At 28.0% G+C, this 16,918-nt stretch carries 17 protein-coding genes and 1 other RNA gene; 13 read left to right on the top strand and 5 right to left on the bottom strand.

The window, feature by feature from the left end:
• Positions 1-22: 22 nt before the first annotated feature.
• Genes HMPREF9309_RS06930 through HMPREF9309_RS06920 form a run of 3 tightly spaced genes read right to left on the bottom strand, consistent with a single transcriptional unit; the run spans position 23 to position 2,817 of the window.
• A complete protein-coding gene (locus tag HMPREF9309_RS06930; RefSeq protein WP_016647219.1) occupies positions 23-937 on the bottom strand; it encodes a tetraacyldisaccharide 4'-kinase in 915 nt (304 codons plus the stop codon).
• Positions 930-2,060: a DegT/DnrJ/EryC1/StrS family aminotransferase gene (locus HMPREF9309_RS06925; RefSeq protein ID WP_016647218.1), complete on the bottom strand. Its 1,131-nt coding sequence runs from the start codon at positions 2,058-2,060 to the stop codon at positions 930-932. The genes HMPREF9309_RS06930 and HMPREF9309_RS06925 overlap by 8 nt, the downstream gene beginning before the upstream one ends.
• Positions 2,041-2,817, bottom strand: a complete 777-nt coding sequence (locus HMPREF9309_RS06920) for an NAD+ synthase (protein ID WP_016647217.1) — start codon at positions 2,815-2,817, stop codon at positions 2,041-2,043. The genes HMPREF9309_RS06925 and HMPREF9309_RS06920 overlap by 20 nt, the downstream gene beginning before the upstream one ends.
• 131 nt (positions 2,818-2,948) lie before the next feature.
• Between HMPREF9309_RS06920 and HMPREF9309_RS06915 the strand changes: the two genes are divergently transcribed.
• The 4 genes from HMPREF9309_RS06915 (at position 2,949) to HMPREF9309_RS06900 (ending at position 7,118) form a co-directional block, all read left to right on the top strand.
• Positions 2,949-3,647: a metallophosphoesterase gene (locus tag HMPREF9309_RS06915; protein ID WP_016647216.1), complete on the top strand. Its 699-nt coding sequence runs from the start codon at positions 2,949-2,951 to the stop codon at positions 3,645-3,647.
• A gap of 96 nt (positions 3,648-3,743) precedes the next feature.
• Entirely contained in the window at positions 3,744-4,946 is a 1,203-nt protein-coding gene (metK, locus tag HMPREF9309_RS06910; RefSeq protein ID WP_016647215.1) for a methionine adenosyltransferase, read from the top strand.
• 137 nt (positions 4,947-5,083) lie between these two features.
• Complete coding sequence (locus HMPREF9309_RS06905) at positions 5,084-6,055, top strand: hypothetical protein (protein WP_016647214.1); 972 nt, start codon at positions 5,084-5,086, stop codon at positions 6,053-6,055.
• 130 nt (positions 6,056-6,185) lie between these two features.
• The gene (locus HMPREF9309_RS06900; RefSeq protein WP_016647212.1) at positions 6,186-7,118 is read left to right on the top strand and encodes a hypothetical protein; all 933 of its coding nucleotides are present in this window, start codon (positions 6,186-6,188) and stop codon (positions 7,116-7,118) included.
• Between the two features lie 75 nt (positions 7,119-7,193).
• Here the strand turns inward: HMPREF9309_RS06900 and HMPREF9309_RS06895 are convergent, their stop codons facing one another.
• Positions 7,194-7,940 (bottom strand): SDR family NAD(P)-dependent oxidoreductase, encoded by a 747-nt coding sequence (locus tag HMPREF9309_RS06895; RefSeq protein ID WP_016647211.1) that lies wholly within the window; start codon positions 7,938-7,940, stop codon positions 7,194-7,196.
• The gene (locus HMPREF9309_RS06890; protein ID WP_016647210.1) at positions 7,937-8,968 is read right to left on the bottom strand and encodes an HdrB C-terminal domain-containing protein; all 1,032 of its coding nucleotides are present in this window, start codon (positions 8,966-8,968) and stop codon (positions 7,937-7,939) included. The genes HMPREF9309_RS06895 and HMPREF9309_RS06890 overlap by 4 nt, the downstream gene beginning before the upstream one ends.
• An 85-nt stretch (positions 8,969-9,053) precedes the next feature.
• Here HMPREF9309_RS06890 and HMPREF9309_RS06885 point away from each other — a divergent pair, with 85 nt between their 5' ends.
• From HMPREF9309_RS06885 to trpC, 9 genes are all read left to right on the top strand, one after another.
• Positions 9,054-9,878: a thiamine-phosphate kinase gene (locus HMPREF9309_RS06885; protein WP_016647209.1), complete on the top strand. Its 825-nt coding sequence runs from the start codon at positions 9,054-9,056 to the stop codon at positions 9,876-9,878.
• Entirely contained in the window at positions 9,847-10,965 is a 1,119-nt protein-coding gene (truD, locus tag HMPREF9309_RS06880) for a tRNA pseudouridine(13) synthase TruD (RefSeq protein WP_231370853.1), read from the top strand. The genes HMPREF9309_RS06885 and truD overlap by 32 nt, the downstream gene beginning before the upstream one ends.
• Before the next feature lie 55 nt (positions 10,966-11,020).
• Entirely contained in the window at positions 11,021-12,358 is a 1,338-nt protein-coding gene (gene hemG, locus HMPREF9309_RS06875) for a protoporphyrinogen oxidase (protein WP_016647207.1), read from the top strand.
• Positions 12,359-12,394: 36 nt separating this feature from the next.
• An RNA gene (gene rnpB / locus HMPREF9309_RS08795) (RNase P RNA component class A) lies at positions 12,395-12,723 on the top strand.
• A gap of 137 nt (positions 12,724-12,860) precedes the next feature.
• A complete protein-coding gene (locus HMPREF9309_RS06870) occupies positions 12,861-13,814 on the top strand; it encodes an NAD(P)-binding domain-containing protein (protein WP_016647206.1) in 954 nt (317 codons plus the stop codon).
• Complete coding sequence (locus tag HMPREF9309_RS06865) at positions 13,811-14,521, top strand: tRNA1(Val) (adenine(37)-N6)-methyltransferase (protein WP_016647205.1); 711 nt, start codon at positions 13,811-13,813, stop codon at positions 14,519-14,521. The genes HMPREF9309_RS06870 and HMPREF9309_RS06865 overlap by 4 nt, the downstream gene beginning before the upstream one ends.
• The gene (locus HMPREF9309_RS06860; RefSeq protein WP_016647204.1) at positions 14,514-14,885 is read left to right on the top strand and encodes a YkgJ family cysteine cluster protein; all 372 of its coding nucleotides are present in this window, start codon (positions 14,514-14,516) and stop codon (positions 14,883-14,885) included. Before HMPREF9309_RS06865 ends, HMPREF9309_RS06860 begins: the two co-directional genes overlap by 8 nt.
• Positions 14,861-16,123 carry a tetratricopeptide repeat protein gene (locus tag HMPREF9309_RS06855; RefSeq protein ID WP_016647203.1) on the top strand — a complete coding sequence of 421 codons (1,263 nt, stop codon included), beginning with the start codon at positions 14,861-14,863 and terminating at the stop codon, positions 16,121-16,123. Before HMPREF9309_RS06860 ends, HMPREF9309_RS06855 begins: the two co-directional genes overlap by 25 nt.
• Positions 16,120-16,908: an indole-3-glycerol phosphate synthase TrpC gene (gene trpC / locus HMPREF9309_RS06850; RefSeq protein ID WP_016647202.1), complete on the top strand. Its 789-nt coding sequence runs from the start codon at positions 16,120-16,122 to the stop codon at positions 16,906-16,908. The genes HMPREF9309_RS06855 and trpC overlap by 4 nt, the downstream gene beginning before the upstream one ends.
• The last annotated feature ends 10 nt before the right edge of the window (positions 16,909-16,918 follow it).

The raw sequence follows: 16,918 nt of genomic DNA, 5'->3' as shown, positions 1-16,918 counted from the left end.
TTTATCTTATTTTAGCATATTCTTACTTTATGTAATTTGAAATAGCTTTTATAAGAGTTTGACTAAGCGAAATTTCAAGTTTTATAATTGAAGTTGGCAAACCAAAATCTTTGATTTTAACATAATCTTTCATTGTCACTAGAAGTGAAGTTGCATTATATTTTTCTAAAATTTGAGAAAGTTCATCTTTTGTAAAAGCATGATGATCTGGGAAAAATTCTTTTCCAATACATTTATTAAAATGCTCTTTTAAGCGCTTCGGATTTGCAATTGCGGTTACTAAAACCATATTTTTAGTTTCATTTTCTATAAAAGAGCGCTTTTTGTTTTCGCTATTTTCTACTATAAAGTCTCCAAATTTATAAAAAAACAGTGGATATCTATAAGCTCCACTTGGTAAAGCAAAGTTAAAATATGGTCTAATCGGTGGTTTTAGTAAAATATTAAATTTCTTAATATTAAATTTAGAAAACCCATCATCTAGAATAATTAAATTTGCTCCTAAGCTTTTAGCTTTTTGTATTGCATTTATCCTATTTTCGCTAACTATTACATTTGCGCTATTTAGTGCATATTCCATAGCCTCATCACCACTTTGTTTTACATCAACTAAAATTTTATTATCAATGCAAACTTCAACTAAGCCTTTAGAAGATCTTTTATATCCTCTTAAAATTATAAATGTTTTATAATTTTTACTAAAATGTTTATAAAGTGCAAGCGTTAATGGGGTTTTTCCACTTCCTCCAATTATTAAATTTCCAACACTTATTATTTTTATATTTAGATCTTTTTCTTTGCTTAAAATTTTTTTAATAATTACTATAAAAGCATAAATATAGCTTAGTGGAAGCAGTAGTTTTGCAATGAATTTTTGCCAAAAATTTGGTGAGTAAAAGTATTTGTTTACCCAGTTGTGAAAATTTTTTTTAGACATGTTTGCTTGCTACAAATTTTACTTTTTCGCAGACATAATGTGCCTCTTCATCACTTAAATCAGCATAAATTGGTAAAGATAAAATTTGTTGATAAGTTTTTAAAGCTATTGGAAAGTCATTTACTTTATGTCCGTATTTTTGTTTATAGTATGAAAGTAAATAAAGTGGAATATAATGAAGTGAGACATTTACTCCGACTTCTTTTAGTTTTCTTGCAAAATCATCTCTATTTCTATCTATTTTTATGATGTATTGAGTATAAATGTGATCTTTTTTTGCTACTGGAGTAGTTACATGAGGGCAGTTTTTAAGCTCTTCGTTATAAATTTGAGCTATTTCTTTTCGCCTTTTTATGAAATTTGGTATTTTTTTAAACCAAGATGAGGCAAAAGCTGCGCAAACTCCACTTAAATCATACTTTTCACCAATATCAACAACATCATAAATATAATCCAAACTTCCATCTTTTTGAGTATTTGTAACTATTGCATGATTTCTTATAAGTTTTGCTTTTGAAGCAATTTTTTCATCATTTGTTGTGAAAAATCCAGCTGTTGCAACTGCTTTTTTAAATTGTGGATTTAGCTGAAAAGTTGAGATAAATGAGTCATTTATAGAGCCTATTTTTGCATTATTATACATAGCTCCTACGCCGTTACTTGCATCATCTATGACTTTTAAATCAAATTTTTTAGCAAGTTCATAAATACTATTTAAATCAGCACTTTGACCTGCGATATGAGATACAAAAATAGCTTTTAATTTTTTATGATTGTGTTTTTGCAAAACAGCTTCTAAGCTTTCAATATTCATATTAAAATCAGATTCATTAATATCTGTAAAAATTGGCTCTGCATCAAAATGTCTTATAACTTCAGCTGTGCCTGGGAATGAATTTACAGAGCAAATTATTTTATCTGCTCTTTTTATGTCCATAGCTCTTAAAGCAAGGCGTTGAGCGGTTGTGCCGTTGTTTGTAGAAATAGCGTATTTGGAGTTAAAAAAATTTTTAACTTCATTTTCAAAACTTAGTACCGCATCAAATGTTGGATCATCTAAGATTTGATTTATACTACTTTTTTCATCATCTGTAATTTGTGGTCTAAAAAATGGTATTTGCACTACTTTTCCTTATATTTGCAATTTTTGGCATACGCCTTTTAAAGCTATTTTGCTCTATTTTAGAAGTTATAAATTTAACTAAACTCTCATCAAAAATCTCACAAAGTTCTTTAAAGCTTAATCCATCATCATAAATTTTTTTAAGTACTTTATCCAAAGTTTCATAATCATACCCAAGATCTTGTTCATCACTTTGACCTTCAAAAAGATCAGCTGATGGTTTTTTAGAAATGATTTTTTCATCTATCTTTAAAAATTTGGCAAATTCAAAAATTTCAGTTTTAAAAATTTCTCCAATAGGATTAAATGCACATGCCAAATCACCAAAAATAGTTCCATATCCAAGCATTAACTCACTTAAATTTGAAGTTCCTACAACGACAGCATCAAGTTCTTCGCTAAGATCATATAAAACCATCATTCTAATTCTAGCAGATAAATTTCCAATTCTATGAGTAGAGATTTTTTTATTTAAAAAGATTTTTTCATAAGTTTTTATTAGTTTGTCAATTGGGCAAATTTCATAGTTTATATCAAATTTTTTGCAGTGATTTATCGCATCATCTAAATTTGCTTGATTTGATGAGTTTGTGGGCATTATTTTTGCATATGTTGGAGCTACCTTTTTACAAAGCACAGAAACAACAGCTGAATCAAGCCCGCCACTAACTCCTAAAATAAAATTTTTTCTACCTGTGGCTTTTAGGTTTTTGTCTAAAAAAATCAATAAATCTTTTTCTAAATTTTTAAAATCCATAGTTTTTCCAAAATAAATAATGTTGTATTTTATCATAGTTTTGTTAAAATATGACTTTAAAGCATAACGACAATTGCATTTAAAATTTTTAATAAAACATAAAAAATAATAAAAATTATAAAGGAAGAAATGTGCTAAAAATAGAAAATTTCGATGAGAATATATTTGATAAAATTTATGTTTTTGGAGATCTTCATGGAAATTATGATTTGTTTATTAAAATGCTTGAAAAGATAAAATTTACAAAAGATGATTTAATTGTGATTTTAGGTGATAGTTGCGATAGAGGCAATAAAACTGCTGATTTATACTATAAATATAAAGAGCTTATGGAAAATGGATATACAATAAAACATATCCTTGGAAATCATGAAATTATGATGTATAAAGGTGGATTTTGTAATGATATAGCAATAAAAAGAATTTGGAGATTAAGCGGTGGTAAAAATACAGAGTTATCTTTTAGAAAATATCCTAAATTTAAAAGTGTTTGGCATGGATTAGATGGCGAAGAAAGCTTAAAATGGCTAAAAGAGTGGCTTGAGAAAATGCCTCATATTTTAATCTCACAAAGCTATATTTTTGTTCATGCTGGATATGATGGGCGAGTTGTTGAACAAAATGAGGATTTTGTGCTTTGGAGTAGGGAGAGTTTTTGGGATTATAATACTACTGGTAAGGAAATCTATCACGGACACACACCAAGCGTAATAAATCAAATCCACAAACGACCTAATAATGTTTATAGTATGGATGTTGGAGCTAACTTTTGTAAAAATTTAAAGATACTTGAAATTAAAAGCAAAACTGAGTTTGAGGTTGAAATTTGAGTTTTAAAATAAAACAAAACTAGATAAATTTGCCAAATTTACCATAATTTAAAAAATAAAAGCTAGAATTTGAAATTATTTCTTTTAAGGAGATTTATGTATTTATTTACATCAGAAGTTGTAAGTCCTGGTCATCCTGATAAATGCGCTGATATTATAGCTGATAGCATTGTAGATGAGGTTTTAGGAAAAGATAAAGATGCAAGACTTGCAAGTGAGGTTTTCGTTGCAGGAAACCATATAGTAATAGGCGGTGAAGTCAAATCAAAAATAAAATTTAGTCAAAGTGATTATGAAAATATTGTAAAAAATGCACTTTTAAACATAGGTTATAGTGCAAATCCACACTTTACAAAAGAGCAGTGTCTTCACCTAGATGATATCGAAGTTCATGTATTTTTAAACGAACAAAGTCCTGATATAAGTACCGGAGTTGATCAAAGCTCAGGTGAAATAGGAGCTGGAGATCAAGGTATAATGTTTGGTTTTGCAAGCAATGAAACAAAAGAATTTATGCCAGCGGCTATCACTTATGCTAGACTTTTATGCGATAAAGTTTATGAATATGCAAAAGCTCATCCTCATGAGCTTGGAGTTGATATCAAAACTCAAGTAACGCTTGATTACGGCTCAAAAGATAATTTTGAAAACTGCAAGCCTTTAAAGATACATACTATCGTTGTTTCAGCTCCGTGTGTTGAGAGCATGAGTATTGAAAAAGTTAGGGAGTTAATAAGCGGTTTGATCGATGAAGCAGGACTTCCAAAAGAGCTTTTTAATAAAGATGAAACTATAATTTATATAAATCCAACAGGTAGATATGTAAATCATTCAAGCCTTCATGATAGCGGACTAACCGGTAGAAAACTTATAGTTGATAGTTTTGGTGGATATTCGCCAATTGGTGGTGGAGCACAGTCTAGTAAAGACTATACAAAAGTTGATAGAAGTGGACTTTATGCTGCAAGATGGATCGCAAAGCATATAGTTGCTGCAAATTTGGCTAAAAAATGCATTGTTCAGTTAAGCTATGCTATTGGTGTGGCAAGACCAGTTTCAGTTAGTGTTGATTGTATGGGAACGCATGTAAAAGGCGTTAGCGATGAAATTTTATCAAATTTTGTATTAGAGAATTTCCCTCTAACTCCAAAGTGGATAACTGATAAATTTGGACTTGATAAACCTAGTAAAGATACTTTTTTATACGCAAATGTTGCAGCTCATGGACAAGTTGGAAACCCAGACTATCCATGGGAAAAACTTGATAGTTTAGAGTTTTTTAAAAATATATTAAAATAAATTTAGGCTTTTTAGCCTAAATTTATAAATTAAGTTTTTTCTTGAAATAATCTTTTACGAAAATTTTAATAAACAAATTAATTTAAGCTTTTAAACGATAAAATATAGCATTTAGTTGAGTAATAAAAGGCTAAAATTTGGATGATGAAAAAAGAGAAAAACTTAGAGAGTATCTTAGAAACAATAGACCTAAAAATAGAGTGAATTTAGGCAATAGCTCTGATAATAAAGAGAATTCTAATAAAAATTTAGAAAACAAATCAAATTTTAAAAAATTAAATTTGCGAAATTATGATGAAAATCCGATTGTAATAGGTGATTTTTCGGTGTTTTCATTGTTTTATCTATTTTGGTTTTTGTCCTTATTTGGCTTATTGTTTTTTGCTTATATTGTAATTTTTGCAGATAATTTTACCAATAGAAATATATTTGGTTTATTTATTGCTGTCTATCTCGTATTTGTTTCTATAAAAAATTTCATAACAATGAAAGAATACAAACAACAAAACAAAAGCTACTTTTCTTTCACAAAACAATCAATCACAAGCACAAGAGATTATATAATTTCTGATTTATTTTCTAAAAATAAATACATAAGCGAAAACAAAACTATTCCAAACCCTGCATTAAATTTAGAAAAGGTGTATTTTTGCGTGGTTTGCGAATTGCAGTCAAATTACGGCAGATTTCATTATTTCACACCTTATGAGCTATACAAAAAATCGAGCATAGGCGTTCATATTGGTAAAATAGTGCTTTATATGAGACATTTTATTTTGTATATGCTTTTTGCCTTGCCTTATAAATTTTACAAACTAAAAAAAGCAAATGAACCACTTTGGCTACTTAAAAAGAATTTTGTCATTAGGTGCAAAAATAGAAATTATCTTTTAGTAAATGTCTATTCAACGAAAGAATACAACGAACTTTTACAATATTTTCAATCGCTAAATATTGAGATAGAAAACAAAACAAAATTTATCCCACATATTCAAAATGACGGTTGGTTTCAAGATAAAAACGAAATTTGGAGCGATGATTTTAGTGATACAGAAATTCCAAAAGATACTTTTAAAAAGAAACTTAGGAGATTTTTTAGTTTAGATTAAAATTTGGACTTATAGTCAAACATTGATAATAAAATTTAAAAAGGAGATAGTATGAGTGATACTACGCAAAACAATAACACAACAAACAATGAGAATAATAGTTCTTTAACGGCAGTTGAGATTGCAAAAAATGCAGGATGATGAAAAGTATAAAAAAATAAAAGAAGCGCTGGATAGGCTTCACAAACAAAAACAAAATTCTAAAGAAAATTTAAATTCTCAAACTTTATGCAACAATAATACTATAAACAATCAAAACTTAAATTTAAAAAATATCAACTTACCCAATTCGAAAGATAATTTAAATAATCAATCATATTTGCAAAACAACGCAAAACAAAATTTTAAGAATTCAGACAATGATTTAAATTTCAATAAAAATAAGAGCTCATCAAATTCTACAAATAAGCGAGATTATGATAAAGAACCGCTTTTTATAAAAAATCATAATCCAGATGTTTCTAGTTTTCGTGGGTTTTGTTTTTTAGTATTAGTTTTTATTAGTTTATTTATTGCTGATATTCCTACGGATAGAAAAATATTTAATTTTTTTGCTGCCATTATTCTTGCTAGTAGACTTGCAACCGACCCAAATAAAGGCAAAATAATAGAATTTAAAAATGATAAAATAGTATGTTATAAAGAATCATTTCAAAAAGAGATAAAAATATCAAGCAAACTTAAAATTAAAAAAACGGTACAAATGTTCTATGGATTTTACAACTATAATTTAGGAAACTTTAAGCAAAATATACCTTTTTTTATAGTTTTGTTTTGCTTTGCTTTGATTTTTATCCAAATTTTTATAGAAAATTTATATTTATTTATCTTAATTTTTATTGGTATAATCTCTTTATTTTTTCTACCTAGTATATTGATGCATTTAAAAAGAGACAAAGACATACCTGATTTGATTTTTGACAATATTGTTGTAGATGATGGAGAAAACAAAACTAGTATATTGGTTATGAGTCTTGATGAATATTTAGCAATAAGAAAATATTTTTTAGACATTATTCTTATTGACTTGGATAAAAAACTTAATTTAAAGAGTAAACCATGAGTAGAGAAAGCGTTGAAAAAACAGCTTGAAATTTAACTATAAAAAACAACAAATTTTTTTATAGTAATTATAAACTCATTTTATTGTAAATCCACCATCAACGACTAAATTTGCTCCTGTTATCCACTTTGCTTCATCACTTGCTAAAAATAACGCTGCATTTGCCACATCTTCTACGCTTCCAACACCGCCGAGTGGATGAGGTTTGTTAAACATCTCATCAAACGCCTCATTTCCGATTTGTTTTTCTAAATTTGCCACGGCATTAGTTTTTATGGTTCCAGGAGATATTGAATTAACTCTTACATTAAACTTTGCCACACTTAAAGCATCTTGTTTTGTCATGGCTATTATCGCGCCTTTGCTTGTGCTATATACGCTAAAAGCCTCACTTGCAACCATTCCAAGAACGGAGGCGATATTTACTATATTGCCACTTTTTTGTTTGATCATTTCTAAAAGTGCGTATTTACTCATTAAAAAAGTACCATTTATATTTAAGTTTATTACCTCGCTCCATTCATCAAAGCTAAGTTCAAATGATGGTTTTGTCGGACCTGTAATTCCTGCATTGTTTACCAAAATATCAATTTTCCCAAAGCTTTTTATGGCAAATTTATAGATTTCTTTTACACTGTTTTCATCTGTTATATCAGCGCTAAAAAATTTTGCATTTTTCCCAAGATTTTTAATAAGCTCTTCGTTTTTATGTCTTGCTATGATTAAAACTTTAGCTCCGTTTTTTATAAAAGTTTCAGATATTTTTGCACCAATTCCACTTGTTGCACCAGTTATAATAGCGACTTTATCTTTTAATTTCATATTATTTTTACCTCTAATTTATGATTTTTAAACTCTATATTTTCACCTTTTAAAAGTGATAAAAACTCATCTGCCATTAGTATATAGAAGTTATTTAAACTTCTATTTTGCGCTTTTTGAAGCTCTTTACTAAGTGTGTCAAACATATAAAAAGCTCTTTTATCATTTACTAGTAAAAAATCAGCCCCACTATCATAAGCGTTAAATAAAATTTCACCTGCCAAATTTAAAGCAACTTTTTTATCAAATTTTAAAATATCATATCCGATATTTTCATTTTCAAGCTCAAAATTAACTAAATTTGCTACAACTTTAACCAAATTTTGCAAATTTTCATCATTATACACAGCAATATTAAATTTTGAAAAATCAACTTTTTTTGTTGCATTTTTTATCTCTTCATCGCTTACCATATTCTCTTTTTTTGAGAAATTGAAATTTAACATTTTAGCTAGATTTTTTATGATCTCATCGGTTTTAAAAGGATCTTTTAGTAAAAATTGTGGTTTTATATAATAGATTATTTCATTTTTGATTAAATTTAAAATTTCATCCTTTTTACAAGGAAATTTTTCTATTAGATAGTTTGAAAAAACAAATGCCGAATTTCCTAAAAAATCCTCTTTAAATTCTCTTATTTTACTTGAATAAAACAAAGGCTCTAATTTTAAAAAAAACTCTTTTTCATCGTTTTGGCCTAAAATTTCACTAAATTTATCATAGGTTTTTATAAAATCATCATTATTAATTATCAAATCTTTTGTAGAGCGAATTTGGCAAAGTGCAGAGATTTTTATAAAATTGCCAGTTTTTTTAAAAATTTCATCTAAATTTTCATCCAAATTTACAATTTTTTCATTTATTTTTACAAATTCAGTTTTTCCAAATTTAAAGTATGGATCATTTCTTTTAATGTCTAGTAAAAGCTCTCTTAAAGTTAAAAACTCAAAATCCTCATAAATATAAGGCTTATAATAACTTTCTGAATCTATTTTTCTATCAAAACGAAAAAGCGATATTTCAACCATATTTTTCCTTTAAAATTTCGTTAAATTGTATCAAATTTAATCTTATAAAGAGTTTTTTATCAAAATTAATATAAAATAATAAGTTATGGATAAAGAAAGTTTTGTAATATCAAAATTTAGTAATAAATTTATCGGAGATGACGGCGCAGTGCTTGGAAAATGGGTTTTAAGCAAGGATCTATTTTTGGAAAATTCCCACTTCAAAATGGGCTGGTTAAGCTTTTATGAAATAGGAAAAAAGGCAATGAGTGTAAATTTAAGCGATGCTATTGTGATGAATGCAAAGCCCAAATTTGCATTAATTGGTTTAATGCTTCCTAAAAATATAACTTTTAAAGAAATTGATGAACTTAAAAATGGAATTTTAGATATTTCAAAACAATACGGAGTTAAGATAATTGGTGGAGATACAGTAAAGTCCGATATTTTAGGAATTAGTGTAAGCATTATATCTTATGCGAAAAAACCAATTTTTAGAAAAAAACTTAAAAATGGTGAGCTATTAGCTTTTACAGGGAATTTAGGAGAAAGTCTAAAAGGACTTAAAACGCTTCAAAGATGTGCGAAAAACTATAAAATTCTTGGAAAAAACTCACGATTTAGAAATATTACTTTAAGGGATAAATTTTTTTACAACTCATCAAAATTCATAAACTCAGCTATGGATATAAGTGACGGGCTTGCGTGTGATTTGCCTAAATTCGCAAAAAATAAAAATATTAAATTTATAAAAAAGCTTAAAAAATACGAGTTTTTAAGTGGTGAAGAGTATGAGGTGCTTTTTAGTTTTAGTAAAAAAAACAAATTTAGAATCATAAACGAGGCTAAAAAAGCTAGGATAAAACTTACTATTTTTGGAGAAACAATAGATGGAAAATATAAAAAACGAGCAAGAAATTGGCATTTTTAAACCACTTTTCACTCTTGATCATTCACCCATAAATGTACATTTTAGTAAAAATTCAGATGATTTTGTAGTTAGAGAAATTCCACTTTATGAATTTAGCGGTGAGGGTGAGCACTTGATACTAAATATCGCTAAAAAAGGACTTACAACTTTTGATGCACTTCATATTTTAAGTGATTACTCAGGCGTTAAAATGAGGGATTTTGGATATGCAGGACTTAAAGATAAAGAGGGTTTTACAACTCAGTTTATCTCACTTCCTAAAAAATTTGAAAAAAACTTAGCAAATTTTTCTCACGAGAGTTTAAAAATAACTGATACTTTTACACATAAAAATAAACTTAGAATCGGTCATTTAAGCGGAAATAGTTTTTTTATAAGACTTAAAAAAGTTAGTGAGGTTGATGCTTTAAAGCTTAAAAATGCTCTTTTAAATTTGGATAAAAATGGCTATGCAAACTATTTTGGCTTTCAAAGATTTGGTAAATTTGAAGATAATGCAAAAGAGGGTGAGGAAATTTTAAGTGGAAATTTAAAGATGAAAAACCCAAAAATTAAAAATTTCTTAATTTCAGCTTATCAAAGTGATCTTTTTAATAAATGGCTTAGCAAAAGAGTTGAAATTTCAAAATTTGTAAGAGATTTTAATGAAAATGAAATAAATAAAATTTATGGATTTGATAAAGAAATTATAAAAGATTTAAAACTTCAACCTAATTTTTTCAAGATTTTTAATGGTGATGTTTTGGGGCATTATCCACATGGAAAACTATTTTTATGCAAAGATTTAACAAGTGAGGTTGAAAGATTTTTAAAGCGCGATATTACTCCTTTTGGCTTGCTTCCTGGAAATAAAGCTTTTTACAGTGAAGATTTAGCTAAAAATATAGAAGATGAAATTTATCATCCTTCATTTAAATTTATTGAAAAAATGAATGGAAGTAGGCGTTTTGCATGGTGTTTTTTAAAAAATGTTAGTTATAAATACACACCTGAATTAGCTCAATTTAGCATGAGTTTTGAACTTACAAAAGGAAGTTATGCAACTGTGGTTTTAAGAGAGATTTTGCATAAAGAAATTTTTGATTAAGTCAAGTTTTTATAAATTTATTGTAATATAAGGTTTAAATTTACAAGGAGAGAGTATGAAAATAGCAGTCATCGGCGGAGGGATAAGTGGCTTAACAACAGCTTTTTATCTAAATTTTTTTGGTAATAGCGATGGTGATAAATACGATATAACAGTTTTTGAAAAAGAAAAAGAACTTGGTGGAAAAATGAGAACTAAAAACATAAAAGGGTTTTTAGTTGAAGAAGGAACTAATGGTTTTTTATCAAATAGACCTGATACCTTAGAGCTTTTAAAATATGCAGGCATAGAAAATTTACTTTTAAAGAGTAATGACAATGCAAGAGTTAGATTTATTTATAAAGATAAGCTTTATAAAATGCCAGAGAGTGCAAAAGATTTCTTTTTAAGTGGGATTATGTCGCCACTTGGAAAAATCAGAGTTGCATGTGAGTATTTTATACCGCAAAAAAAAGATGACATGGAAGAAACACTGCAAGAGTTTGGTTATAGAAGAGTTGGAAAAGAATTAACTGAAACTTTTTTAGATCCAATGGTTGCAGGAGTTTATGGCTCAAGTCCTGATAAAATTTCAGTTAATGCAAGTTTTGAGAAGATAACAGCTATGGAAAAAAAATATGGCGGACTTATAAAAGCAATGCTTGCTATGAGAGCCAAAAGTGCTGCTCCAAGTGGAGTTTTAATGAGTTTTAAAGGTGGATGTGAGACTTTAATAAAGGAAATTGCCAAAAAGTCAAACGCTAAGATTATTACGAATTTTGAAATTTCAAAAATAGAAAAAAAAGATGATAAATTTATACTAAATGGTGATAAAAATTTAGAGTTTGATAAAGTTATTATTTCAACTCCTGCTTATAGAACTTGCGAGCTTTTAAACAAGCTTCTTCCAGATACTTCAAAAAGACTAAAAGCTATTGAATACACTCCTATTTCTGTAGTTGGGCTTGGATATGAAAACCTTGATCACGCTTTAAGAGGTTTTGGACTTTTAACAACAAGTTCATCAAAGCAACCAGTGCTGGGAATTTTATGGGATAGCTCGATATTTTTTGATAGAGCACCTGATGGTAAGGTTTTACTTCGCGTTATGATAGGCGGTCAAAGGGATAAAGATCTAGCCTTAAAAGATGAAAAAACATTAGTTGAGCTTGCAAGACTTGGCATAAGAAATACGATGGGAATTTCTGATGAGCCGGTAATGACATACGTAAAAAGACACGAAAAAGGCATACCAAATTATAATTTAGGTCACTTATCAAATGTGGCTGAAATTTTTAAAGATATAAGGCAAATAAAAGGACTTTATTTAAACTCAAACGCCTATAAGGGTGTTGCTATGAATGATTGTATTAAAAATTCACGAGAATGCGCAAGGGATGTTTTACAAGGTTAAAACAAAACTTAGGAAAAATATGTTAAAATCAACCTTTCGGTGCAATGAACGATCGCGTTAATACGAGGAAAGTCCGAGCTGCTCTAAGATGTAGTTCCATTTAACGAATGGCTGGGGTAACCCAAGGGATAGTGCAACAGAAAGTAAACTACCACTTTATTTTGATGAGGTGGAAAAGGTGAAATGGTGGGGTAAGAGCCTACCAGCGTTTTTGGTAACATCAACGGCTTTGCAAACCCAACTTGCAGCAAGAAGGGATGGTTTAATCTTAGAATAAAACCCTTCGCTTGAACTAAATTGTAAAATTTAGTCTAGATAAATGATCGTTTGAAAAACAGAACTCGGCTTATAGTTGCACCGAAATTTAAATAAAATATTAAAGCTATTATTACTATTTTTTACATTTTATTTAATTTGGTAAAAATGACTTTGGATATTTGCATTTGTTTATCAAAATGGTATTATAATATAGCTTTAAAATGATTTACAAAAAGGTAATATTATGCAAACAATTTATGACCTTGCCATTATAGGTGGCGGACCGTGTGGGCTAGCCTCGGTTGTGGAGGCCAAAATAAGTGGAATTAATAAAGTCTTACTTCTTGAAAAAGGCTCAAACCACTCTCAAACAATAAGAACTTTTTATAAAGAAAATAAAAGAGTTGATAAAGAATATAAGGGCTTAGATAGCGAAACAAAAGGTATGGTAAAGTTTGAAACTGGCACAAAAGAAGATGTTTTAAACTATTTTGATACCCTTTTGGATAGTGAAGATATTGATGCATTTTTTAATACAGAAGTTGAAAAAGTTAAAAAAAATGAAGATGGATTGTTTGAAATTTATGCTCCAAAAGCTCATTATTACGCTAAAAAAGTAATAATTGCAATAGGAAGAATGGGAAAACCTAATAAGCCTGATTATAAAATTCCAAGGTCACTAAATCCCGTTGTAAATTTTAATCTTGATAAGTGCGGAAGTCATGAAAAGATTTTAGTTGTAGGTGGTGGAAATTCAGCTGTTGAATATGCTATAAGCCTTTCTAGTAATAATATTGTAACACTTGCTTATAGAAAAAGTAATTTTACAAGATTAAATGCGATAAATTTAAAAGATATCGCCCATGAAGAAAGATATGGAAATATTATTTTAAGATTAAACTCAGATATTGAAAGTCTTGAAAATGAAGAGGGAAAAGTTGTTGTTAAATTTAAAGATGGCAAAGAGTTTGTTTATGATAGAGTTATTTATGCCATAGGTGGCACAACTCCGGTTGATTTTTTAAAAAACTCAGATGTTGAAATAGATGAAAATGGTATTCCAATAGTTGATGAAAATTGCCAAACACATATCAAAGGTCTTTATATTGGTGGTGATTTAATAACAAAAAATGGCGGATCAATAGTATTTGCCCTAAATCACTCAAGTAAAATTGTAAATCATATAAACTCTTTATGATAATTTATCAACTAAAAGATGGCTATCGCTACAATAGTGATACCATCATGCTTTATAATTTTATTTTTGATATTAATCCAAGAGGTGATATTTTAGAAGTTGGGGCTGGATGTGGAGTTTTAGGACTTTTATTAAAAAGAGATTTAAAAAATGCAAATTTAACTTTAATGGACATACAAAAAGAAAATATAAAATTATGTGAAATAAACTCGGGCAAAAACAGACTTGATATAAATACTATTCTTGCTGATTTTAAAGAGTTTAAAAGCGATAAAAGATATGATGCAATCATCTCAAATCCACCATATTATCACGATGGAGTTATAAAAAGTGAAAATTTACATCTAAATATAAGCAGATATTCATCAAATTTAAGCCTAAGTGATTTAATCCAAAACTCAAGCACTCATCTTAAATCGCACGGATCTCTTATATTTTGTTATGATGCAAAACAGCTTATGAATGTAGCTTATTTACTTTTAAAAAATAAATTTTGCATGACAAAACTCAAATTTATTTATCCAAAAATTGGTAAAAAAGCAAAAATTGCCTTGATAGAGGCAAAGAAAAGTTCAAAATCTTTATGTTTGGTTGATGAGGGATTTTATTTAAGTGATGAAAATGGCTATACAAAAGAGGCTTTAAAACTTTTTAAAAAAGCCAATTTAGAAAGTAAAGATATTGTTTTAGGTAAAAATTATGATTAAAAAAGATGGGTTTAATTATTGCTTTGATGAAAAAAAATGCGAAATTTGCAAAGGAAAGTGCTGCACTGGAGAAAGTGGTTATATTTGGATAGATGAAAGTGAAATTAAAGCTTTGGCAAAATATTTAAATTTAAGCTTTGATGAGTTTAAATTTAAATATTTAGAAAAATTTGGAGTTAGGTATAGTATAAAAGAAAGCGTTTATAAAAATGGTTATAAATGTGCTTTTTTTGATGAAAAAAATCTAAATTGTTCTATTTATGAATATCGCCCAAAGCAGTGCAGAACTTTTCCGTTTTGGGAATATTTCAAGAAAAATTATAATGAATTGGAGAAAGAATGCATAGGTGTAAAACAATTATAAAATGCCTTTTTATAGCACTTTTTTGTGTAAATTTAAATGCCTTTGATACAAAATCTTACGATGAAAGCTTAAATGTATTTAAAGCGCTTTTACTAGAAGAAAAAGACCCAAAAGATTCAGTTTCAATTTTTACATATTTATATGACAAGACAAAAAAACCTGAGTATTTAAAAGAGGTTATAAAGATACTTTATAATTATGAGGATTTTACAAATTTAGGTTTTTATCTTGAAAAAGGAAGTACTGTATTAAAAGATGATGATGAGTTTTTAAGGATAAAAATAGCCTATCTTTTATCTAAAAATAGCCTTTATGAAGCTTTAAATTTAGCAAGAAATCTTACTAAAGTAGATAATAGCTCAAGAAGTTTTATTATTTTAGGAAAAATAGAAGAAGTTTTAAATTTGCAAAATGAAACTTTTAAAAGCTATAAAAAAGCCTATGAGTTAGATGAAAACGAGATAAATTTTTTAAGATATGTAAAAGTTTTATTAAGTATGAAACAAACAGATGAGGCATTAAAAGAGCTAGAAAGCTATAAGAAAGAAAATGGCTGTTCTTTGGCAGTCTGTAGTATGTTAGTTGATATTTATAGACAACAAAATGACTTTGACATGGTTGTAAAAATTTGCGAAGAGCTTTATGAAGATACAAAAAATAACAAATTTTTAGACTATATTCTTAGTTTTTACATAACCTTTGAAGAGTATGATAAGGCTGTAGATTTGTTGAAAAAATATGACTATAAAAATAAAATGCTAGTTGAATTATATGGTTTTTTAAAACAAAATGATGAGGCCATAAAACTATCAAAAGAGTTTTTTAAAAAGACAAATGATACAGAGTTTTTAGCACTAGAAGCGATGAATTTATATGAAAAAAATGCTCCTAATGTAAATCAAAAATTACTAAAAGAGATTTTAGATAAATTTGATAAATCTATTAAAGACTTAAATAATGCAACTTATGAAAACTATTATGGATACTTATTGATTGATCATGATGTTGATTATAAAAAAGGCATTGAGCTTGTTAAAAAGGCACTTTTAAAAGAGCCAGATTCTCCTTATTATTTAGATTCGCTTGCTTGGGGGTATTATAAGTTAAAAGAGTGTAAAAAAGCTGATGAAATTATGAAGCAAATCAGCTATAAATTTAGTGATTTTTTAAACAGTAGCGAGGCAAAAGAGCATCTTGAGGCTATAAATAAGTGTTTAAAGAGCGGAGATATAAAATGATACTTGATGAAATTTTAAAAAAAACAAAATCTGATTTAGAAAAAAGAAAAAAAGATATCCCTTTTGATGTTCTTGGTAGAAGCCTTTCGGCTAATCCTTTTATCCCAAGAGATGTAATAACTGCTTTAAAAACAGAAGAAAAAGATAAATTTAAAATAATAGCTGAAATCAAAAAAGCAAGTCCTAGTAAAGGCGTTATAAGAGATGATTTTGAGCCAGTAAATATTGCAGTAGAGTATGAAAAAGGTGGAGCAAATGCTTTTTCTGTTTTAACAGAGCCACACTATTTCAAAGGAAATTTAGAGTTTATCCCACAAATTAGACGCTATACAAAAATACCAATTTTAAGAAAAGATTTTATTGTTGATGAATATCAAATTTTGGAAAGTTTAGTTTATGGGGCTGATTTTATTTTATTAATTGCCAAAGCACTAAGCAAAAATGAGCTTAAAAATTTGCTTGAATTTGCTCATAGATTAGGGCTTGAGGCTTTGGTTGAAACACATGATAAAAAAGATGTTAAAAATGCTATTTTTGCTGGAGCAAAGATATTTGGTATAAATCACAGAGATTTGCAAACTTTTAAGATGAATATGAGCTTAAGTTCTGATTTGATTCCACTTATTCCAAAAGATAAAATAATCGTTGCTGAAAGTGGGCTAAAAGACAGTGAGCAATTAAAACAATTGCATAAAATCGGTGTTGATGCATTTTTAATAGGTGAAACTTTTATGAGACAAGACAATGTTAAAAAAGCTGTTTTAAAAATGAAAGGTTTAGAATAATTTTTTAAAA

The organism is Campylobacter ureolyticus ACS-301-V-Sch3b (assembly GCF_000413435.1).
GTDB lineage: Bacteria > Campylobacterota > Campylobacteria > Campylobacterales > Campylobacteraceae > Campylobacter_B > Campylobacter_B ureolyticus_A.
The sequence above is the reverse complement of the archived record's forward strand: the minus strand, read 5'-3'. Positions and strand labels throughout refer to the sequence as shown.

Bases quoted from the DNA above. Each gene is read 5' to 3' on its own strand.
- HMPREF9309_RS06885 (WP_016647209.1), top strand. From the start codon at position 9,054: ATGGATAAAGAAAGTTTTGTAATATCAAAATTTAGTAATAAATTTATC.
- HMPREF9309_RS06860 (WP_016647204.1), top strand. From the start codon at position 14,514: ATGATTAAAAAAGATGGGTTTAATTATTGCTTTGATGAAAAAAAATGC.
- HMPREF9309_RS06890 (WP_016647210.1), bottom strand. From the start codon at position 8,968: ATGGTTGAAATATCGCTTTTTCGTTTTGATAGAAAAATAGATTCAGAA.
- HMPREF9309_RS06900 (WP_016647212.1), top strand. From the start codon at position 6,186: ATGCAGGATGATGAAAAGTATAAAAAAATAAAAGAAGCGCTGGATAGG.
- HMPREF9309_RS06895 (WP_016647211.1), bottom strand. From the start codon at position 7,940: ATGAAATTAAAAGATAAAGTCGCTATTATAACTGGTGCAACAAGTGGA.
- trpC (WP_016647202.1), top strand. From the start codon at position 16,120: ATGATACTTGATGAAATTTTAAAAAAAACAAAATCTGATTTAGAAAAA.
- HMPREF9309_RS06865 (WP_016647205.1), top strand. From the start codon at position 13,811: ATGATAATTTATCAACTAAAAGATGGCTATCGCTACAATAGTGATACC.
- HMPREF9309_RS06930 (WP_016647219.1), bottom strand. From the start codon at position 937: ATGTCTAAAAAAAATTTTCACAACTGGGTAAACAAATACTTTTACTCA.
- HMPREF9309_RS06870 (WP_016647206.1), top strand. From the start codon at position 12,861: ATGCAAACAATTTATGACCTTGCCATTATAGGTGGCGGACCGTGTGGG.
- metK (WP_016647215.1), top strand. From the start codon at position 3,744: ATGTATTTATTTACATCAGAAGTTGTAAGTCCTGGTCATCCTGATAAA.
- hemG (WP_016647207.1), top strand. From the start codon at position 11,021: ATGAAAATAGCAGTCATCGGCGGAGGGATAAGTGGCTTAACAACAGCT.
- HMPREF9309_RS06920 (WP_016647217.1), bottom strand. From the start codon at position 2,817: ATGGATTTTAAAAATTTAGAAAAAGATTTATTGATTTTTTTAGACAAA.
- HMPREF9309_RS06855 (WP_016647203.1), top strand. From the start codon at position 14,861: ATGCATAGGTGTAAAACAATTATAAAATGCCTTTTTATAGCACTTTTT.